This is a genomic window from Vreelandella salicampi, from assembly GCF_013415105.1.
Taxonomy (GTDB): Bacteria; Pseudomonadota; Gammaproteobacteria; order Pseudomonadales; family Halomonadaceae; genus Vreelandella; species Vreelandella salicampi.
In genome coordinates this window covers 45,398-60,207 of record NZ_JACCDF010000001.1, presented here as the reverse complement: position 1 = coordinate 60,207, position 14,810 = coordinate 45,398, and the positions used below count along the sequence as shown (strand labels likewise).

At 55.4% G+C, this 14,810-nt stretch carries 12 protein-coding genes; all 12 read left to right on the top strand.

All coding sequences use genetic code 11. The annotated features are described in order from the left end of the window. Window positions 1–9: 9 nt before the first annotated feature. The 12 genes from HZS81_RS00280 to lpxC all read left to right on the top strand — a co-directional run bounded on the left by HZS81_RS00280 (window position 10) and on the right by lpxC (window position 14,796). Window positions 10–1,503, top strand: coding sequence for a UDP-N-acetylmuramoyl-L-alanyl-D-glutamate--2,6-diaminopimelate ligase (locus HZS81_RS00280; protein WP_179928559.1), 1,494 nt, complete (start codon window positions 10–12; stop codon window positions 1,501–1,503). Beyond that, window positions 1,500–2,879 carry a UDP-N-acetylmuramoyl-tripeptide--D-alanyl-D-alanine ligase gene (locus HZS81_RS00275; protein ID WP_179928558.1) on the top strand — a complete coding sequence of 460 codons (1,380 nt, stop codon included), beginning with the start codon at window positions 1,500–1,502 and terminating at the stop codon, window positions 2,877–2,879. Before HZS81_RS00280 ends, HZS81_RS00275 begins: the two co-directional genes overlap by 4 nt. Window positions 2,880–2,901: 22 nt before the next feature. Further along, window positions 2,902–3,984, top strand: coding sequence for a phospho-N-acetylmuramoyl-pentapeptide-transferase (gene mraY, locus HZS81_RS00270; RefSeq protein ID WP_179928557.1), 1,083 nt, complete (start codon window positions 2,902–2,904; stop codon window positions 3,982–3,984). A gap of 9 nt (window positions 3,985–3,993) precedes the next feature. Then, the gene (gene murD / locus HZS81_RS00265; RefSeq protein WP_179929003.1) at window positions 3,994–5,400 is read left to right on the top strand and encodes a UDP-N-acetylmuramoyl-L-alanine--D-glutamate ligase; all 1,407 of its coding nucleotides are present in this window, start codon (window positions 3,994–3,996) and stop codon (window positions 5,398–5,400) included. Then, the gene (gene ftsW, locus HZS81_RS00260) at window positions 5,397–6,581 is read left to right on the top strand and encodes a putative lipid II flippase FtsW (protein WP_179928556.1); all 1,185 of its coding nucleotides are present in this window, start codon (window positions 5,397–5,399) and stop codon (window positions 6,579–6,581) included. The genes murD and ftsW overlap by 4 nt, the downstream gene beginning before the upstream one ends. 76 nt (window positions 6,582–6,657) lie before the next feature. Further along, window positions 6,658–7,752: an undecaprenyldiphospho-muramoylpentapeptide beta-N-acetylglucosaminyltransferase gene (murG, locus tag HZS81_RS00255; RefSeq protein WP_179928555.1), complete on the top strand. Its 1,095-nt coding sequence runs from the start codon at window positions 6,658–6,660 to the stop codon at window positions 7,750–7,752. A gap of 46 nt (window positions 7,753–7,798) precedes the next feature. Further along, window positions 7,799–9,211 carry a UDP-N-acetylmuramate--L-alanine ligase gene (murC, locus tag HZS81_RS00250; protein WP_179929002.1) on the top strand — a complete coding sequence of 471 codons (1,413 nt, stop codon included), beginning with the start codon at window positions 7,799–7,801 and terminating at the stop codon, window positions 9,209–9,211. A gap of 23 nt (window positions 9,212–9,234) precedes the next feature. Next, window positions 9,235–10,176 carry a D-alanine--D-alanine ligase gene (locus HZS81_RS00245; protein WP_179929001.1) on the top strand — a complete coding sequence of 314 codons (942 nt, stop codon included), beginning with the start codon at window positions 9,235–9,237 and terminating at the stop codon, window positions 10,174–10,176. Then, a complete protein-coding gene (locus tag HZS81_RS00240) occupies window positions 10,163–10,879 on the top strand; it encodes a cell division protein FtsQ/DivIB (protein WP_179928554.1) in 717 nt (238 codons plus the stop codon). Before HZS81_RS00245 ends, HZS81_RS00240 begins: the two co-directional genes overlap by 14 nt. Window positions 10,880–11,228: 349 nt before the next feature. Then, a complete protein-coding gene (gene ftsA, locus HZS81_RS00235) occupies window positions 11,229–12,515 on the top strand; it encodes a cell division protein FtsA (protein WP_179928553.1) in 1,287 nt (428 codons plus the stop codon). Between the two features lie 33 nt (window positions 12,516–12,548). Beyond that, window positions 12,549–13,733: a cell division protein FtsZ gene (ftsZ, locus tag HZS81_RS00230; RefSeq protein ID WP_179928552.1), complete on the top strand. Its 1,185-nt coding sequence runs from the start codon at window positions 12,549–12,551 to the stop codon at window positions 13,731–13,733. A 151-nt stretch (window positions 13,734–13,884) separates the two neighbouring features. Then, window positions 13,885–14,796 carry a UDP-3-O-acyl-N-acetylglucosamine deacetylase gene (lpxC, locus tag HZS81_RS00225; RefSeq protein ID WP_179928551.1) on the top strand — a complete coding sequence of 304 codons (912 nt, stop codon included), beginning with the start codon at window positions 13,885–13,887 and terminating at the stop codon, window positions 14,794–14,796. The last annotated feature ends 14 nt before the right edge of the window (window positions 14,797–14,810 follow it).

Genomic DNA, 14,810 nt, shown 5'->3' with positions numbered 1-14,810 from the left:
GGAGAAAGCATGACGTTAAGTTCACGCGATGTAATCACGGCGCTCAAGCGGGTATGGCCAGCGGCGAAGCTGCCTGACACATTGCTAGAGTTGACCGATAACGTGCGGCTGATCACCGATTCACGCTTAGTTAAGCCAGGTGATATTTTTGTCGCGGTTCCAGGGAGCCAGCGCGACGGGCGCGATTTTATCGAGGCGGCGCTAGAGGCCGGTGCGGCGTTGGTGCTAAGTCACGCGCGCAATGGCGAGGTGTACCTCGACGGGCGCGTCCTTGTTATGCCCCATTTGTCGCTGCGCTTAGGTGAACTTGGCCGCGCTTTATTTAACGTGCCAAGCAGCCTTGATGTAATTGCGGTAACCGGCACCAATGGAAAAAGTTCGGTGACGCATTATATCGCCGATTTGAGTGAACAGTTGGGTGTGCCGGCTGGCGTGGTGGGTACGCTGGGGGTGGGGCGTACCGGGACACTCGCCGACAGTGGCTTAACCACGCCAGGGCCACTAGCGCTACAAGCGACTCTTGGTGAAATGGCGCACGAAGGCATACGCCGTATTGCCTTGGAAGCCTCTTCCCATGCGCTTGATCAAAACCGCCTTGATGCGGTGGATGTCAAAGTTGGTGTTTTTACGAATCTCACCCGGGACCACCTGGATTACCACGGCAGCATGGCAGCGTATGCCGCCGCGAAATCCAAGCTCTTTCGTCGTGCCGAGCTTGAAAGTGCGGTGGTTAACGGCGATGACCCCTTGGTTCGGTTGATGCTTGCAGGTTGTGTTGACTCGGTACGGGTATTGGCCACTGGGCAAGATGAAGCGGTGACGTTACGTGTGCTTGAATGGCAGCCGCACGCCAAAGGGCAGCATGCCGTTATCGCCACGCCTGATGAAGAGAAAGTGCTCAACCTAGGGCTAATGGGGCGCTTTAATCTCGATAACATATTACTGGCCATGGCTACGCTTTATGGCTTGGGCGAGACTATCGATTCGCTAGTGGAGGCCGCCGCGAATATTGCCCCGGTGCCGGGGCGTATGGAGTTATATCAGCGCGATGGCGCTCCAAGCGTGGTGGTTGATTATGCGCACACGCCGGATGCGTTGCATAACGCGCTTGAGGCGTTAAAGGCACATTTGGGCCATTCCAGTCATCTGTGGTGCGTGTTTGGCTGTGGCGGTGATCGTGATACTGGCAAGCGGGCCGATATGGCGCGAGTCGTGGAGGCGCATGCCGATTACTCTGTGGTGACCGATGACAACCCACGTAGCGAGTCCGCAGCGGCGATCCGCCAAGAGATTATGGCGGGCTTTTATCAATTGGAAAACGTTACCGAGATAGGCGATCGCCGCGCGGCGATCGCGCATGCGGTGGCCAGTGCCGCGCCGAATGATGTCATTTTAGTCGCCGGTAAAGGGCATGAAACCTACCAAGAGATTAACGGCGTGCGTGAGCCGTATCGGGATAGCGACGAAGTACAAAAGGCGTTAGATGCAAGGGGCCAGGCATGACAACGCTCTCGCTGGATGATGTGGCTATTGCGGTGGGGGGTGACTGCCCAGCAGGCGATGCCGCGCTTAGTGTGACGACGGTAGCGACGGATTCGCGTCAAATCGTACCGGGGTGTTTGTTTGTCGCCCTTAAAGGTGATCGATTTGACGGCCACGCCTTTCTCGCTTCGGCGTACGAGCAGGGCGCTGTAGCGGCGCTGGTAGCCGAGCGCGATGAACATTGCCCGTTGCCCCAAGTTACCTGTGCGGATACGCGCTTGGCACTGGGGCTGCTGGCCCAAGCGTGGCGAAGGCGCTGGCAGGGTCCGGTGGTAGCCATCACGGGAAACAGCGGCAAGACCACGGTAAAAGAGATGACGGCCGCGCTATTGAAAGCGCATGGCATAGTACACGCAACGCATGGAAACCTAAATAACGACATTGGCGCTCCGTTAACCCTTTTGGGGTTAAACGATGAGCATCGCGCGGCTGTCGTCGAGTTGGGTGCCAATCATTTGGGTGAAATTGCCTGGACGGCCCCCCTGGCGTCGCCCCAGGTCGCGGTGATTACCAATGTCACTGGTGCGCACGTGGGCGAATTTGGCGGGATGGGGCAAATTGCCCAGGCCAAAAGCGAAATTCTGCACGCTTTATCGGCCGAGGGTATCGCGGTACTTAACCGGGATGATCGTTACTTTCACTTTTGGCAGCAGTGTGCCGCGCCAAGGCAAGTGATAAGTTTCGGTCTGCACCCTGACGCCGAGGTGACGGCCAAGGCGCTTTCTTGTGATGCCCAGGGGCGTTATGCTTTTACGCTTGTAAAAAAAGGGCAAACGTTAGGCCATGTGACCCTGGCGCTGGTGGGCGAGCATAATGTACTCAATGCCCTGGCGTCGGCAGCCGCCGCGCTGAGTCTGTCCGTGCCGAGCGATGAGGTTGTTGCCCGTTTGTCGTCGTTATCGACGTTGCCGGGGCGCCTACAGGTAGTGTCGCATCAACAAGACGGGCAGCTGTTGGACGACTCCTATAACGCTAATCCCGGAGCGGTAAAAGTAGCGCTAGATGCGCTCATGTGCTTTCCAGGGCCACGTTGGTGTGCTTTAGGTGCGATGGGGGAGCTGGGGGCTGATTCGTCGGCATTACACGCAGACGTAGGGGCTTATGCGGCAAGGCTAGGAGTTGATCAGCTGCTGACCTTGGGTGAAGCGGCTAAGTCTGCCAGTGAGGCGTTTGGTAAGGGGCTGCATTTTGACGACTATGCGGCGCTAGAGCAGTATCTCATGAGCACGTTGCCGCCCAACGCCAGTTTATTGGTCAAAGGTTCACGTAGTGCTGGCATGGAGCGCCTGGTTGAAGCGCTGCGCCATGACGCTACACAAGCAGATACTTCATGTTAACCATATAAGGTAACCGCCGTTCATGTTACTCCATTTGGCGAATTTTCTAACGCAATATCAGCCGGGTTTGCAGGTGTTTAACTATCTGACCCTGCGCGTTATTTTAGCATCGCTAACCGCGCTGCTGCTCTGTTTATGGCTTGGCCCTTGGGTGATTCGTCGCCTAGTGGAAGGTCAAATAGGTCAAGCGGTTCGTGATGACGGTCCGCAATCTCACTTGTCTAAAGCGGGCACGCCTACCATGGGCGGGGCGATGATATTAATCGCCATCGCGGTGAGTACGTTGCTGTGGGGTGATCTCACTAACCACTATATCTGGGTGGTGCTCGGGGTGACGCTGGGCTTCGGTGCCATTGGCTGGGTGGATGACTACCGCAAAGTGGTAGAGAAAAACCCGCGCGGCTTACCGGCACGCTGGAAGTATTTCTGGCAGTCCGTCGTCGGGCTTGGCGCCGCCGGGGTGCTTTACCTCACGGCGGCGTCGCCGGTGGAAACGAGCCTTTTAGTGCCGTTTTTTAAAGATATCGTGATACCGCTGGGCGTTTTTTATATCGTCTTAACCTATTTTGTCATTGTCGGCAGTTCCAACGCGGTGAATTTAACCGATGGCCTAGACGGTCTTGCCATTATGCCTACCGTTTTGGTGGCAATGGGGCTTGCCGTTTTTGCCTACACTAGCGGCAATACCGTTTTTGCCAACTATTTGCATATTCCCTTCATTGCGGGAACCGGTGAGTTGGCGGTTTTCTGTGCCACGATTGCAGGGGCGGGGCTGGGTTTTTTATGGTTCAACACCTACCCCGCGCAAGTCTTTATGGGCGACGTGGGCGCGCTAGCGCTGGGTGCTGCACTGGGTGTTGTCGCGGTCATCGTCCGCCAAGAGATTGTGCTGTTTATTATGGGAGGCATCTTTGTTCTTGAGACTGTCTCGGTCATTTTGCAGGTTGGCTCCTACAAGATGACGGGTCGGCGCATCTTCCGTATGGCGCCGTTGCACCACCATTACGAATTGAAAGGGTGGCCCGAGCCGCGGGTTATCGTGCGCTTTTGGATTATCACCGTTGTGTTGGTGCTGTTTGGCTTGGCCACGCTAAAAGTCCGCTAGGGGGCCATGATGATAGCCGTGCCAAAAGGCACCACCGTTGTGGTGGGATTGGGGGTTTCAGGGCGTGCTATCTGCCGCCATTTGGCGCGTCTCGGCGTGCCTTTTGCCATTGCTGATACGCGAGCCGAGCCACCGGGGCTTGATGAAGTGAAGCGCGCTTATCCAGATGTGGCCATTCACTGCGGCCCACTGACAGAGCTTGATTTTAGCCAAGTGGAAGAAGTGATCGTAAGTCCTGGTATTGACCCGCGTGCCCCCGGCCTTGACGGATTAGCGGATGAGATCAACCCGCGTTCCGGGGAGCCGCGCGTCGTCGGGGAAGTCGCGCTTTTTGTGCGCGCCGCTACGGCACCGATTGCCGCGATCACGGGCTCCAACGCGAAATCGACCGTCACCACGCTGTTGGGAGAAATGGCTTTGGCCTCAGGGATTAACGCGGCGGTAGGCGGTAATTTGGGCACGCCAGCGCTTGATCTTTTGGTACAAAAGCCGGATGCAGCGCTTTATATCCTCGAACTTTCAAGCTTCCAGCTCGAAACCACGCCAACGCTTGGCGCCAAATGCGCAGCATTTCTTAATTTTTGCGAAGACCATCTTGACCGCCACGGTGACATGGCTGCTTATCGCGCAGCTAAGCAGCGTGTTTTTTTCGCCGCTGAGCATGCGGTGGTCAATGGCGATGACCCTAACACTTGGCCTGATACCTCTCATCGCGTTGCTCATGTCACATATTTCACTCGGCATGCCCCTGAAGAAAATACCCCTGACGATAATACCTGGGCGCTAGGCGAGCTCGACGGAGACCCTTGTTTAATGCAAGGCACAAGGCCTTGGTTGTCCACGCACGAGCTAGGAATGGCCGGGCAGCATAACCAGCTCAATGCGTTAACGGCATTAGCCATGGGCCAGGTGCTAGGGTTTGAGCGTCAAGCAATGTGCGATGTACTGCGCCAGTTTAAAGGGTTGAAACATCGTAGCGAGGTGGTTGCAACTGTCAAAGGTGTTCGTTGGGTCAATGACACTAAAGGCACCAACGTCGGGGCAACCTTGGCGGCGATTGAAGGGATCGGGCCCACGCTTAGTGGCAAACTTATTTTGCTTGCCGGTGGCGATGGCAAAGGCGCGGACTTTACCCCCTTGGCCGCACCGCTTGCGACCTATGCACGCCAAGCGTTGTTATTCGGGCGCGATGCTCTGCGCCTCGACGTGGCGCTAAAAGCGCATGTGGAAACGCACCACTACGCCGATTTAACCCAGGCGATGGAAGCCGTAGCTCGATTTGCCAAACCAGGTGACTGCGTGCTGCTGTCGCCTGCGTGTGCAAGCCTTGATCAGTTTCCTAATTATCAGCGCCGTGGTGACGTGTTTTGCCGCTGGGTGGAAGAGCACGCGAACGCTGTGAAGGAGCGCTCATGACCCGCTGGCTTTGGCGATGGCAAACGACGCTTTCAGCGCGCGATTTGCCCTGTGATATTTGGCTCGTAATGGCGTCGCTAGCGCTGGCGGCACTGGGTTGGGTCATGGTTAGCTCGGCATCGATTGGCTTGCTCGACAGCAGCTTTCACTATGTACGCCAGCACGGCATTTTTCTCTTAGTCGCCGTGTTGGCGACGCTTGCCGTCGTAAGCCTGCCGTTAGACGCATGGCGGCAAAATGCTGGTTTGCTGATGCTCGTCACGCTTTTTCTACTGGTGTTAGTTTTGTTCATTGGCCAAGAAATCAACGGCAGTAAGCGCTGGATTTCTTTGCCCGGACCGTTTCCGAGTATCCAGGTCTCTGAGTTTGGCAAGCTGGGGTTGGTTATCTATTTGGCGACGTTTATGTCGCGTTTTACCTACGAATTACGACGTCGAGCGTTGAGTATATGGCGGCCGCTAGCCGTCTTAGCCTTGCCGGTGGGGCTGTTGCTCGCCGCACCGGATTTTGGTGGGGCGGTTGTTTACAGTGTCGCCGTCATTGGGATGTTGGTGATGGCGGGCGCGTCGATGCTGTTGCTGCTGCTGATTGGCCTATTGTTAGGCGGCGGCGCGGTGTTGATGGTGGCCATAGAGCCGTACCGCTTGGCGCGTTGGACGAGCTTTCTTGATCCCTGGGCGGATCAATTTGCCACGGGGTATCAGCTTACCCAAGCGCTAATCGCCTTTGGCCGGGGGCATGTCACCGGCACAGGGCTTGGTAACAGCGTGCAGAAGCTTCACTATCTACCCGAAGCGCATACGGACTTTATTTTTGCCGTGATAGCGGAAGAACTCGGCATGATCGGTGCCATTAGCCTGGTATTGCTCTTTACGCTGCTGATTATACGAGCACTGCTGGTAGCGCGGCGTGCCGAGCTAGCCGGGCACTTGTTTGGTGCCTACGTGAGCTACGGATTTAGCTTTATCATTGCCGCACAGGCTTTTATTAACATGGCAGTAAGCTCCGGCCTGCTGCCTACCAAAGGGCTGACCCTGCCGCTGATTAGCTATGGGGGGTCTAGCCTACTGGTAACGGCCATTATGATCGGCCTATTGCTGCGCACCGATGTCGAAACTCGACGGCAGCCGCGGCGTAAACCGACACCTTATAAAGCACGTCGAGAGCCGCGCCTTTCGTAAGCTAAGAACTAAGTAGCTAAGAACTAAGTAGCTAAGAACAAGTGGCTGCTAAACAGAACCAAGGAGCCGCGAGACGATGACAGCATGTCGACGCGTATTAATCATGGCAGGAGGCACCGGTGGCCATGTTATCCCGGCGCTTTCGTTGGCTAAGGCGCTGAAGGCGCAAAATGTAGAGGTTCAGTGGTTAGGCAGCCCGCGAGGTATTGAAAACCAATTGGTGCCCGAGGCAGGTATTACGTTACATCAATTGCGTATCAGCGGGCTGCGTGGCAACGGCGTGACCGGCTGGCTGACAGCGCCGATCAATATCAGCCGCGCCGTATGGCAGGCGCGCGCTATCATGCGCCGTTTTCGACCTGATGTGGTGGTGGGGTTGGGTGGCTTTGCCAGTGGCCCCGGCGGTATTGCCGCGTGGTTGGGGCGTATCCCACTTGTCATCCACGAGCAAAACGCCATCGCCGGGCTCACCAACCGCGCCTTGTCACGTTTGGCGAAGAAAACTTACGCCGCGTTTCCGCAGGCCTTTGGTCAGCGCGCCGAGGTTATTGGTAACCCCGTACGTGACGATATTGCAGCACTGGGTGAAACACCGCGCCAGGCGGATGAAATGTGCAAGCGCCGCTTGCGTCTGTTAGTGGTGGGTGGCTCGTTGGGGGCCGTCGCGCTCAATGAACGTCTACCGCTTGCGCTTGCGAAAATGACGCCAGAAAAGCGCCCAGATGTGTGGCATCAGGCGGGTAAAAACCGTGAAGAAGCCACCCAGAGCGCCTATCGCGCACAGAATGTCGAGTCCAAGGTAAGTCCCTTTATCGATGATATGGCGGCGGCTTACGAATGGGCTGACCTTGTGGTTTGCCGCTCGGGAGCCCTCACTGTGGCGGAGTTAGCGGTGGCAGCCAAGCCCGCGCTGTTTGTGCCGTTTCCGTTTGCAGTGGATGACCATCAACGGATTAATGCGCAAGCGCTGGTCGATACGCAAGCCGCTGTTTGTGTGGTCCAGTCTGAGTTGACCGAGGCGCGGCTTACCCAAGCGCTTAATGACTTACTGCGTCCTGACACGCTGGCCGAGATGGCAGCAAAGGCGCGTCAGGCCGCCTATCTCGATTCGACCGAGCGGTTGATGCAAGGCTGTTTAACGCTTGCCCAGAAGGAGAGTGCGCGTGACTGAAACGACGCCCAAAGCCCGCCATTCACGCCGCGTCAGCGGCCCCGGTATGCGCCGAATTCAACGGATTCACTTCGTGGGTATTGGTGGCGCCGGCATGTGCGGCATTGCCGAAGTGTTGGCAAATCAAGGCTATCAAGTTAGCGGTAGTGATCTTAAGGAATCGCCGGTTGTCGAGCGATTGCGTCAGTGCGGTGTTAACGTCGCCATTGACCATGCCCGTGAACACGTTGAAGGCGCCGATGTGGTCGTGGTCTCTAGCGCTGTTGATGCGACTAACCCTGAAATCGACTGGGCTCACGAGCATCGCGTGCCCGTCGTTCGCCGGGCGGAAATGCTCGCCGAACTGATGCGCTTTCGTCACGGTATCGCGGTGGCCGGCACTCACGGTAAAACCACCACCACGAGCATTACCGCGACGCTGCTCGCCGAAGGCGGGCTTGACCCCACTTTTGTTATTGGCGGCAAATTGACCAGTGCGGGTACTAATGCGCGTCTTGGGGAAGGCGACTATCTCGTGGCGGAAGCGGATGAATCGGATGCCTCGTTTTTGCACCTTCAGCCCATGGTATCGATTGTGACCAATATCGATGCCGATCATATGGCTACCTACGGCGGGGACTTTGAGCGCTTAAAAAGCACGTTTATCGAATTCCTGCACAACTTGCCGTTTTATGGGCTCGCTGTGTTGTGTATCGATGACCCGCATGTTCGCAAGCTGTGTGATCAAGTGAAGCGGCAGTTTGTCACCTATGGGTTTGAGGAGGATGCAGATTACCGCATCGTCGATTTTTCCCAGCACGGCGGTGAGGTAACGTTTACTGCGCTGCGCCCGGATGGCGCCGAGCCACTAAGCGTTCGCTTAGCGATGCCGGGGCGTCACAATGCGCTCAATGCAATGGCCGCCATCGTGGTGGCGACCGATGCCGGGGTGAGCGATACCGCGATTCAGCGCGGGCTTTCAAGCTTTGCCGGCGTGGGGCGGCGCTTTCAGGTTCATGGCGATTTCTCCGCACCGCGTAACGATGGCGAAATCATGCTGGTGGATGACTATGGCCACCATCCCCGCGAAGTGGACATGATCATTCAAGCGGTGCGTGCCGGTTGGCCGGATAGGCGATTAGTCATGCTTTATCAGCCACACCGCTATACCCGTACGCGCGATCTTTACGAAGATTTTGTCCGCGTGCTTTCGCAGGTCGATACCCTCGTGCTGTTGGATGTCTACAGCGCCGGGGAAGCGGTGATTCCCGGCGCCGAGGGGCGTACGCTTGCCGGTTCTATCCGTCAGCGTGGCGATGTTGACCCCCTCTTTGTCGAAGACAAGAAAGAGCTGCCAGGATTATTAACAAATGTGCTGCGCCCGGGTGATATTTTGATAACACAAGGGGCCGGGGATGTGGGTGGTATCGCTTTGCGTCTTGCGCAGGCGAAGCTTTCATTTGATGAGGTGGTGCTGTGAGTGAACCGTTGTCGGCCCAAAAAATGCCGCAAGAGAGTGTCGTTGTGGTGTATGGCGGCACCTCGTCAGAGCGTGAGGTCTCGCTAAAAAGCGGGGCGGCCGTATTAGCCGCGCTTGAGCGCCAAGGTATCAACGTGGTGGGTTACGATCCGCATGAACGTGGCTTGACCGGGTTGGAGCAGTTAGCACCGGATAAAGTGTTCATTGCATTACATGGGCGTGGCGGTGAAGACGGCTCGCTACAAGGCGCGCTTGAATTGCTGGATATTCCTTACACAGGTAGCGGTGTGATGGCGTCCGCGCTAGGCATGGACAAACAACGCACCAAGTTTGTCTGGCAAGCCCTGAACCTGCCAACACCGGAAAGCATTATTCTGGACGAGCATTCAGATTGGGATGGCGTGGCCGAGCGTTTGGGGCTTCCACTGATAGTTAAACCGGTGCATGAAGGCTCGACCCTCGGGATTAATATTGTGCGTTCGAAAGCCGAGCTGATATCGGCTTATCGTGAGGCAGCACGCTTTGATGCTCAGGTCATGGCCGAGCGTTTTATCGTGGGCGAAGAGTATACGGTGGCGCTGCTCGGTGATAGCGCCCTGCCTGCGATTCGGGTGGAAGTCCCTGGCGGGTTTTATGACTACGAAGCCAAGTATCTTTCCAATACCACGCAGTACCATCTGCCCTGCGGCTTGTCGGCGGCAGACGAGAAAGCGCTTTCTGCGCTTTGCCAGCGAGCTTTCGAAGCGATTGGCGGCTCCGGGTGGGGGCGTGTTGATGTGATGCGCGATGGCGAAGGCAAGTTTTGGCTGCTAGAAGTCAATACCGTCCCGGGGATGACAGACCATAGTCTGGTACCTCAAGCGGCAGATTACGCGGGCATTAGTTTTGACCAGCTGGTCGTGGCTATTTTGACCACCGCCGAGCGGCCAAACGCCTCTGCATCGGATGGTCATGAAACGGCGTAACGCTTGGCTTGGCCTGCTATTATTGGTGCTACTTGTCGGTGCCGGCGGACGAGCCCTGTGGCTATGGCTAGACCGGCCGGTGGAGCGGGTCTCCATCCGCGGGGAGTGGGATTACGTCAGCGCCGAGTATTTGCGCACCCAGTTAGCGCCGTTGGTGCGTAATGCGACGTGGCTTTCGGTGGATCTAGGCGAATTAAGGGAAGGTGTGCTCGATATCGGCTGGCTTTATGAGGCTCGTGTTTCGCGGCAGTGGCCCAATAGCTTAGTGTTTGAGTTAATTGAGCAGGAACCCATCGCACGCTGGAATGATGAGTACTTATTAAACCCCGAAGGCGAGCCCTTTGCCTTTGCCCCGCTGGAGGCGCCGGATAAACTGCCAGACTTGGCAGGGCCGGCAGGCAGCAGTGAAGAAGTGCTGGATTATTATCAGTCGCTTGAACTGCGTTTTTCGCGCTTGTCGCTGGCGTTACATCAGCTTCGCCTTGAGCCACGTGGGGCTTGGCGGTTGCAGGTTAATGACGATACGTGGATTATGCTAGGCCGTCGCCAGCATGATATTCGCTTAGCGCGACTAGCGGCCTCGTGGCAACGCGAATTACACCGCTTTAATGACACTATTCGCTATATTGACCTGCGTTACCCCAATGGGGTGGCGGTTTCGTGGCACGGCGAAGAAACATTTGAAACATTAGAAAAAGAGTAACGCCGAATTAATGCGATCAGTAAATAATGTCTCCTGATGCTATTTCAGGACGCTTTTTATTCACTACTATGTTTGTATTTCCATACACCACTTGAATCTATTTGCGTACAGTCAAAGTAAGGTCAGCGTAAAAGTAAGTGGTTGCCAACGTGGAAGCCACCATATTTGGGCTTTAAATTATGACGCTAGAGCAGTATTGTGGCGAATAAGGATCGTTATATCCGCGCCACTGATATACTATGCATTTTTGTATAGACATCACTAATCTTGGTGGCGGATATTGCCATTTGGTTTAAATAGTGCTTTTAACTGTTTTGTAACGTGTAGCGATAAGGAGATATCCCGACTCATGGCAGGTTCACCTAACGCATCCAATATGGTGGTCGGGTTGGACATTGGTACGTCCAAGGTAGTCGCTATTGTCGGGCAGCCGACGGATGATGGCGGTATCGAGATCGCCGGCATCGGTGCACACCCGTCGCGAGGGATGAAGCGTGGCGTGGTGATTAATATTGAATCCACGGTGCAATCGATTCAGCGCGCCGTGGAAGAAGCAGAACTCATGGCTGGGTGCGATATTCATTCGGTTTATGTTGGTGTCGCGGGTAGTCACATTAGCTCGATGAATTCAGATGGCGTCGTTGCGATTAAAGAGCGTGAAGTCACGACCTCAGATATTGATCGTGTGATCGACTCGGCGCGCGCGCGGGCTATTTCTGAAGGGCAGCGCGTCTTACATGTTCTGCCTCAAGAATTTGCGATTGACGCGCAAGGCGGTATTCGTGAGCCCCTGGGTATGTCAGGCGTGCGTCTTGAGGCCCAGGTCCACTTAGTCACCGCGGCGCTCAATGCCGTGCAGAATATTGAAAAGTGTGTACGTCGCTGTGGCCTTGAAGTTGACGCGATTATTCTTGAACAGCTCGCCTCCAGCATGGCGGTATTAACCGAGGATGAGCGCGAACTAGGCGTTTGTATGGTCGATATTGGTGGTGGTACCACCGACATGGCGATTTTTACCGAAGGTGCGATTCGGCACACGGCCGTGATTCCTATCGCGGGCGACCAGGTGACAAACGATATCGCGATGGCGCTACGCACGCCCACACAACATGCTGAAGAGATCAAGGTGAAATATGCTTGCGCATTGACTCAACTTGCGGCAAGCGATGAAATGATAAAAGTACCCAGCGTAGGTGATCGCCCCGCACGGGATTTATCTCGTCAAGCGCTGGCCGAGGTGGTAGAGCCTCGTTACGAAGAGTTGTTTACACTGGTGCGCGACGAACTACGCCGTAGTGGTTATGAGGATATGGTGGCAGCCGGGATCGTCCTAACCGGCGGCACCTCGCGGATGGAAGGGGTTAGCGAACTGGCTGAGGAAATTTTCCATATGCCAGTGCGTATTGCCTGCCCACAAAATGTAAAAGGGCTCTCCGATGTGGTTCGTAACCCAATTTACGCGACGGGAGTGGGGTTATTGCACTACGCTTTGCAAGAAGCACGTCACGGACATCAGCGTGAGGGTCAAAGTATGAAGGGGTCCGTTGGTGGTCGCCATGATGGAGCGCGACGCGAAATAAAAGGTGACAGCTCGCCATTAGTGAAAATTAAGGGCTGGTTCAAAGGAAATTTCTGACAGGGCCGCAATCGCGGTTCAGGAGACGGGGCTATGTTCGAATTGGTAGATAACGCACCCTCGAGCAGTGCGGTCATAAAAGTCGTTGGCGTCGGCGGCGGCGGGGGTAATGCCGTCAACCACATGGTGGAAAGCAACATTGAAGGCGTCGAGTTTATTTGCGCCAACACCGACGCTCAGGCACTCAAACGTGTATCTGCGAAGACGGTCCTGCAGCTTGGCAGTGAAATTACCAAAGGTCTTGGCGCCGGAGCCAACCCTGACGTGGGTCGCCAAGCCGCTATGGAAGATCGTGATCGCATTGCGGAGCTCTTAGACGGTGCCGATATGGTGTTTATCACCGCTGGTATGGGTGGGGGTACCGGGACAGGCGGTGCCCCGGTAGTGGCGCAGGTGGCGAAAGAGCTCGGTATTCTTACCGTTGCTGTCGTGACGCGTCCCTTCCCGTTTGAGGGGCCTAAGCGCATGCGTGCGGCGGAAGAGGGCATGAAAGAGCTCTCTGAACACGTCGATTCGCTGATTACCATTCCTAATGAAAAACTTCTCTCTGTATTAGGCAAGAGCGCCACGTTGCTCACGGCCTTCAGCGCGGCTAATGATGTTCTTTTAGGCGCGGTACAGGGCATCGCAGAGCTTATTACGAGCCCGGGTATTATCAACGTCGACTTTGCCGACGTGCGCACGGTGATGTCTGAAATGGGCATGGCCATGATGGGCACTGGCGGAGCAACCGGCGAAAACCGAGCCCGCGAAGCGGCAGAGAAAGCCATTCGCAGCCCGCTATTGGAAGATATAGATCTTCATGGTGCTCGCGGTATTTTGGTTAACATCACCGCCGGGCCAGATCTTTCCATTGGTGAGTTCAACGATGTGGGGGCAACGGTTCAAGAGTTTGCCTCACAAGAAGCCACTATCGTGGTGGGCACCTCTATTGATATGGAAATGTCGGATGAGCTACGCGTGACCGTTGTGGCTGCCGGGCTAGATGGTAATCAAGCAAAAGCTGCGCCTGCCCGTGAGCCCGCGCGTCGTGCCCAGGCCGATGCATCTTCCGATTACCGCAAGCTGCAACAGCCAACGGTGATGCGTCAACAGCAGGCGGCTGCCCGCGCCGAAGCGCCTGAGCAGCAGGCGAAATCTCGCCCCGAGAAACGTCGCGCTGCAGATGCCGATGACTATTTGGATATTCCTGCATTTTTGCGTCGTCAGGCAGATTGATCGACGCATCGGGCACTGTGAAACGCAGCAAACGTGCTTTTTATTGGTAAAAAGTACGTTTGCTGCTACTATGAACACTGTTCGATAATTCTTTTCACCGCGACACTTGCCATCATCCTTCTTCATTGTTACCAGAGTACGACCACTGCCCATGATCAAACAGCGCACCCTGCAAAACGTTATTCGAGCCACTGGAGTGGGGCTACACTCAGGTAAGCGAGTGGATATGGCGTTGCGTCCCGCACCGGTTAACACAGGCATCGTGTTCGTAAGAACCGATTTAGATCCAGTGGTTGAGGTGCCTGCACGGGCAGATCTGGTGGAAGATACGACATTATGCACGGCGCTTTCTCATCGCGGTGTTAAAGTGGCGACGGTAGAACACTTGATGTCGGCACTGGCCGGTCTTGGTATCGATAATGCTTATGTTGATTTGAGTGCTGCTGAAGTGCCGATTATGGATGGCAGTGCTAGTCCATTTGTGTTTTTGATTCAGTCGGCGGGCATCCTAGAGCAGTCGGCAGCCAAGAAGTTTATCCGCATCAAACAACGCATAGCCGTTCAGGATGAGGATAAAGAAGCAGTTTTCTTGCCGCATCAGGGCTTCAAAGTGACTTTCTCGATTGACTTTGATCACCCTGTGTTTGAACAGCAAAATCAGACAACCCACATCGATTTTTCTACCACCTCGTTTGTCAAAGAAGTCTCACGCGCCCGTACTTTTGGTTTTATGCGTGATATTGAATTTTTGCGCTCTAACAACTTGGCGCTAGGCGGCAGTTTAGATAATGCGATTGTGGTCGATGACTACCGCATCGTGAATGAGGGCGGCCTGCGTTACGACGACGAGTTCGTCAAGCATAAAGTCTTGGATGCTATCGGCGATCTTTACCAGCTAGGTTACAGTTTGATTGGTGAGTTTCGTGGAGTGAAATCAGGCCACGCACTGAACAATCAACTGTGTCGTGAATTGCTTGCACAGCCCGATGCGTATGAGATTGTCACGTTTGAGGAAGAAGCGGCGGTTGCCCCGATCTCTTATGCCGCGCCGGCAATGGCTTAGTTAAAACGCTTTAA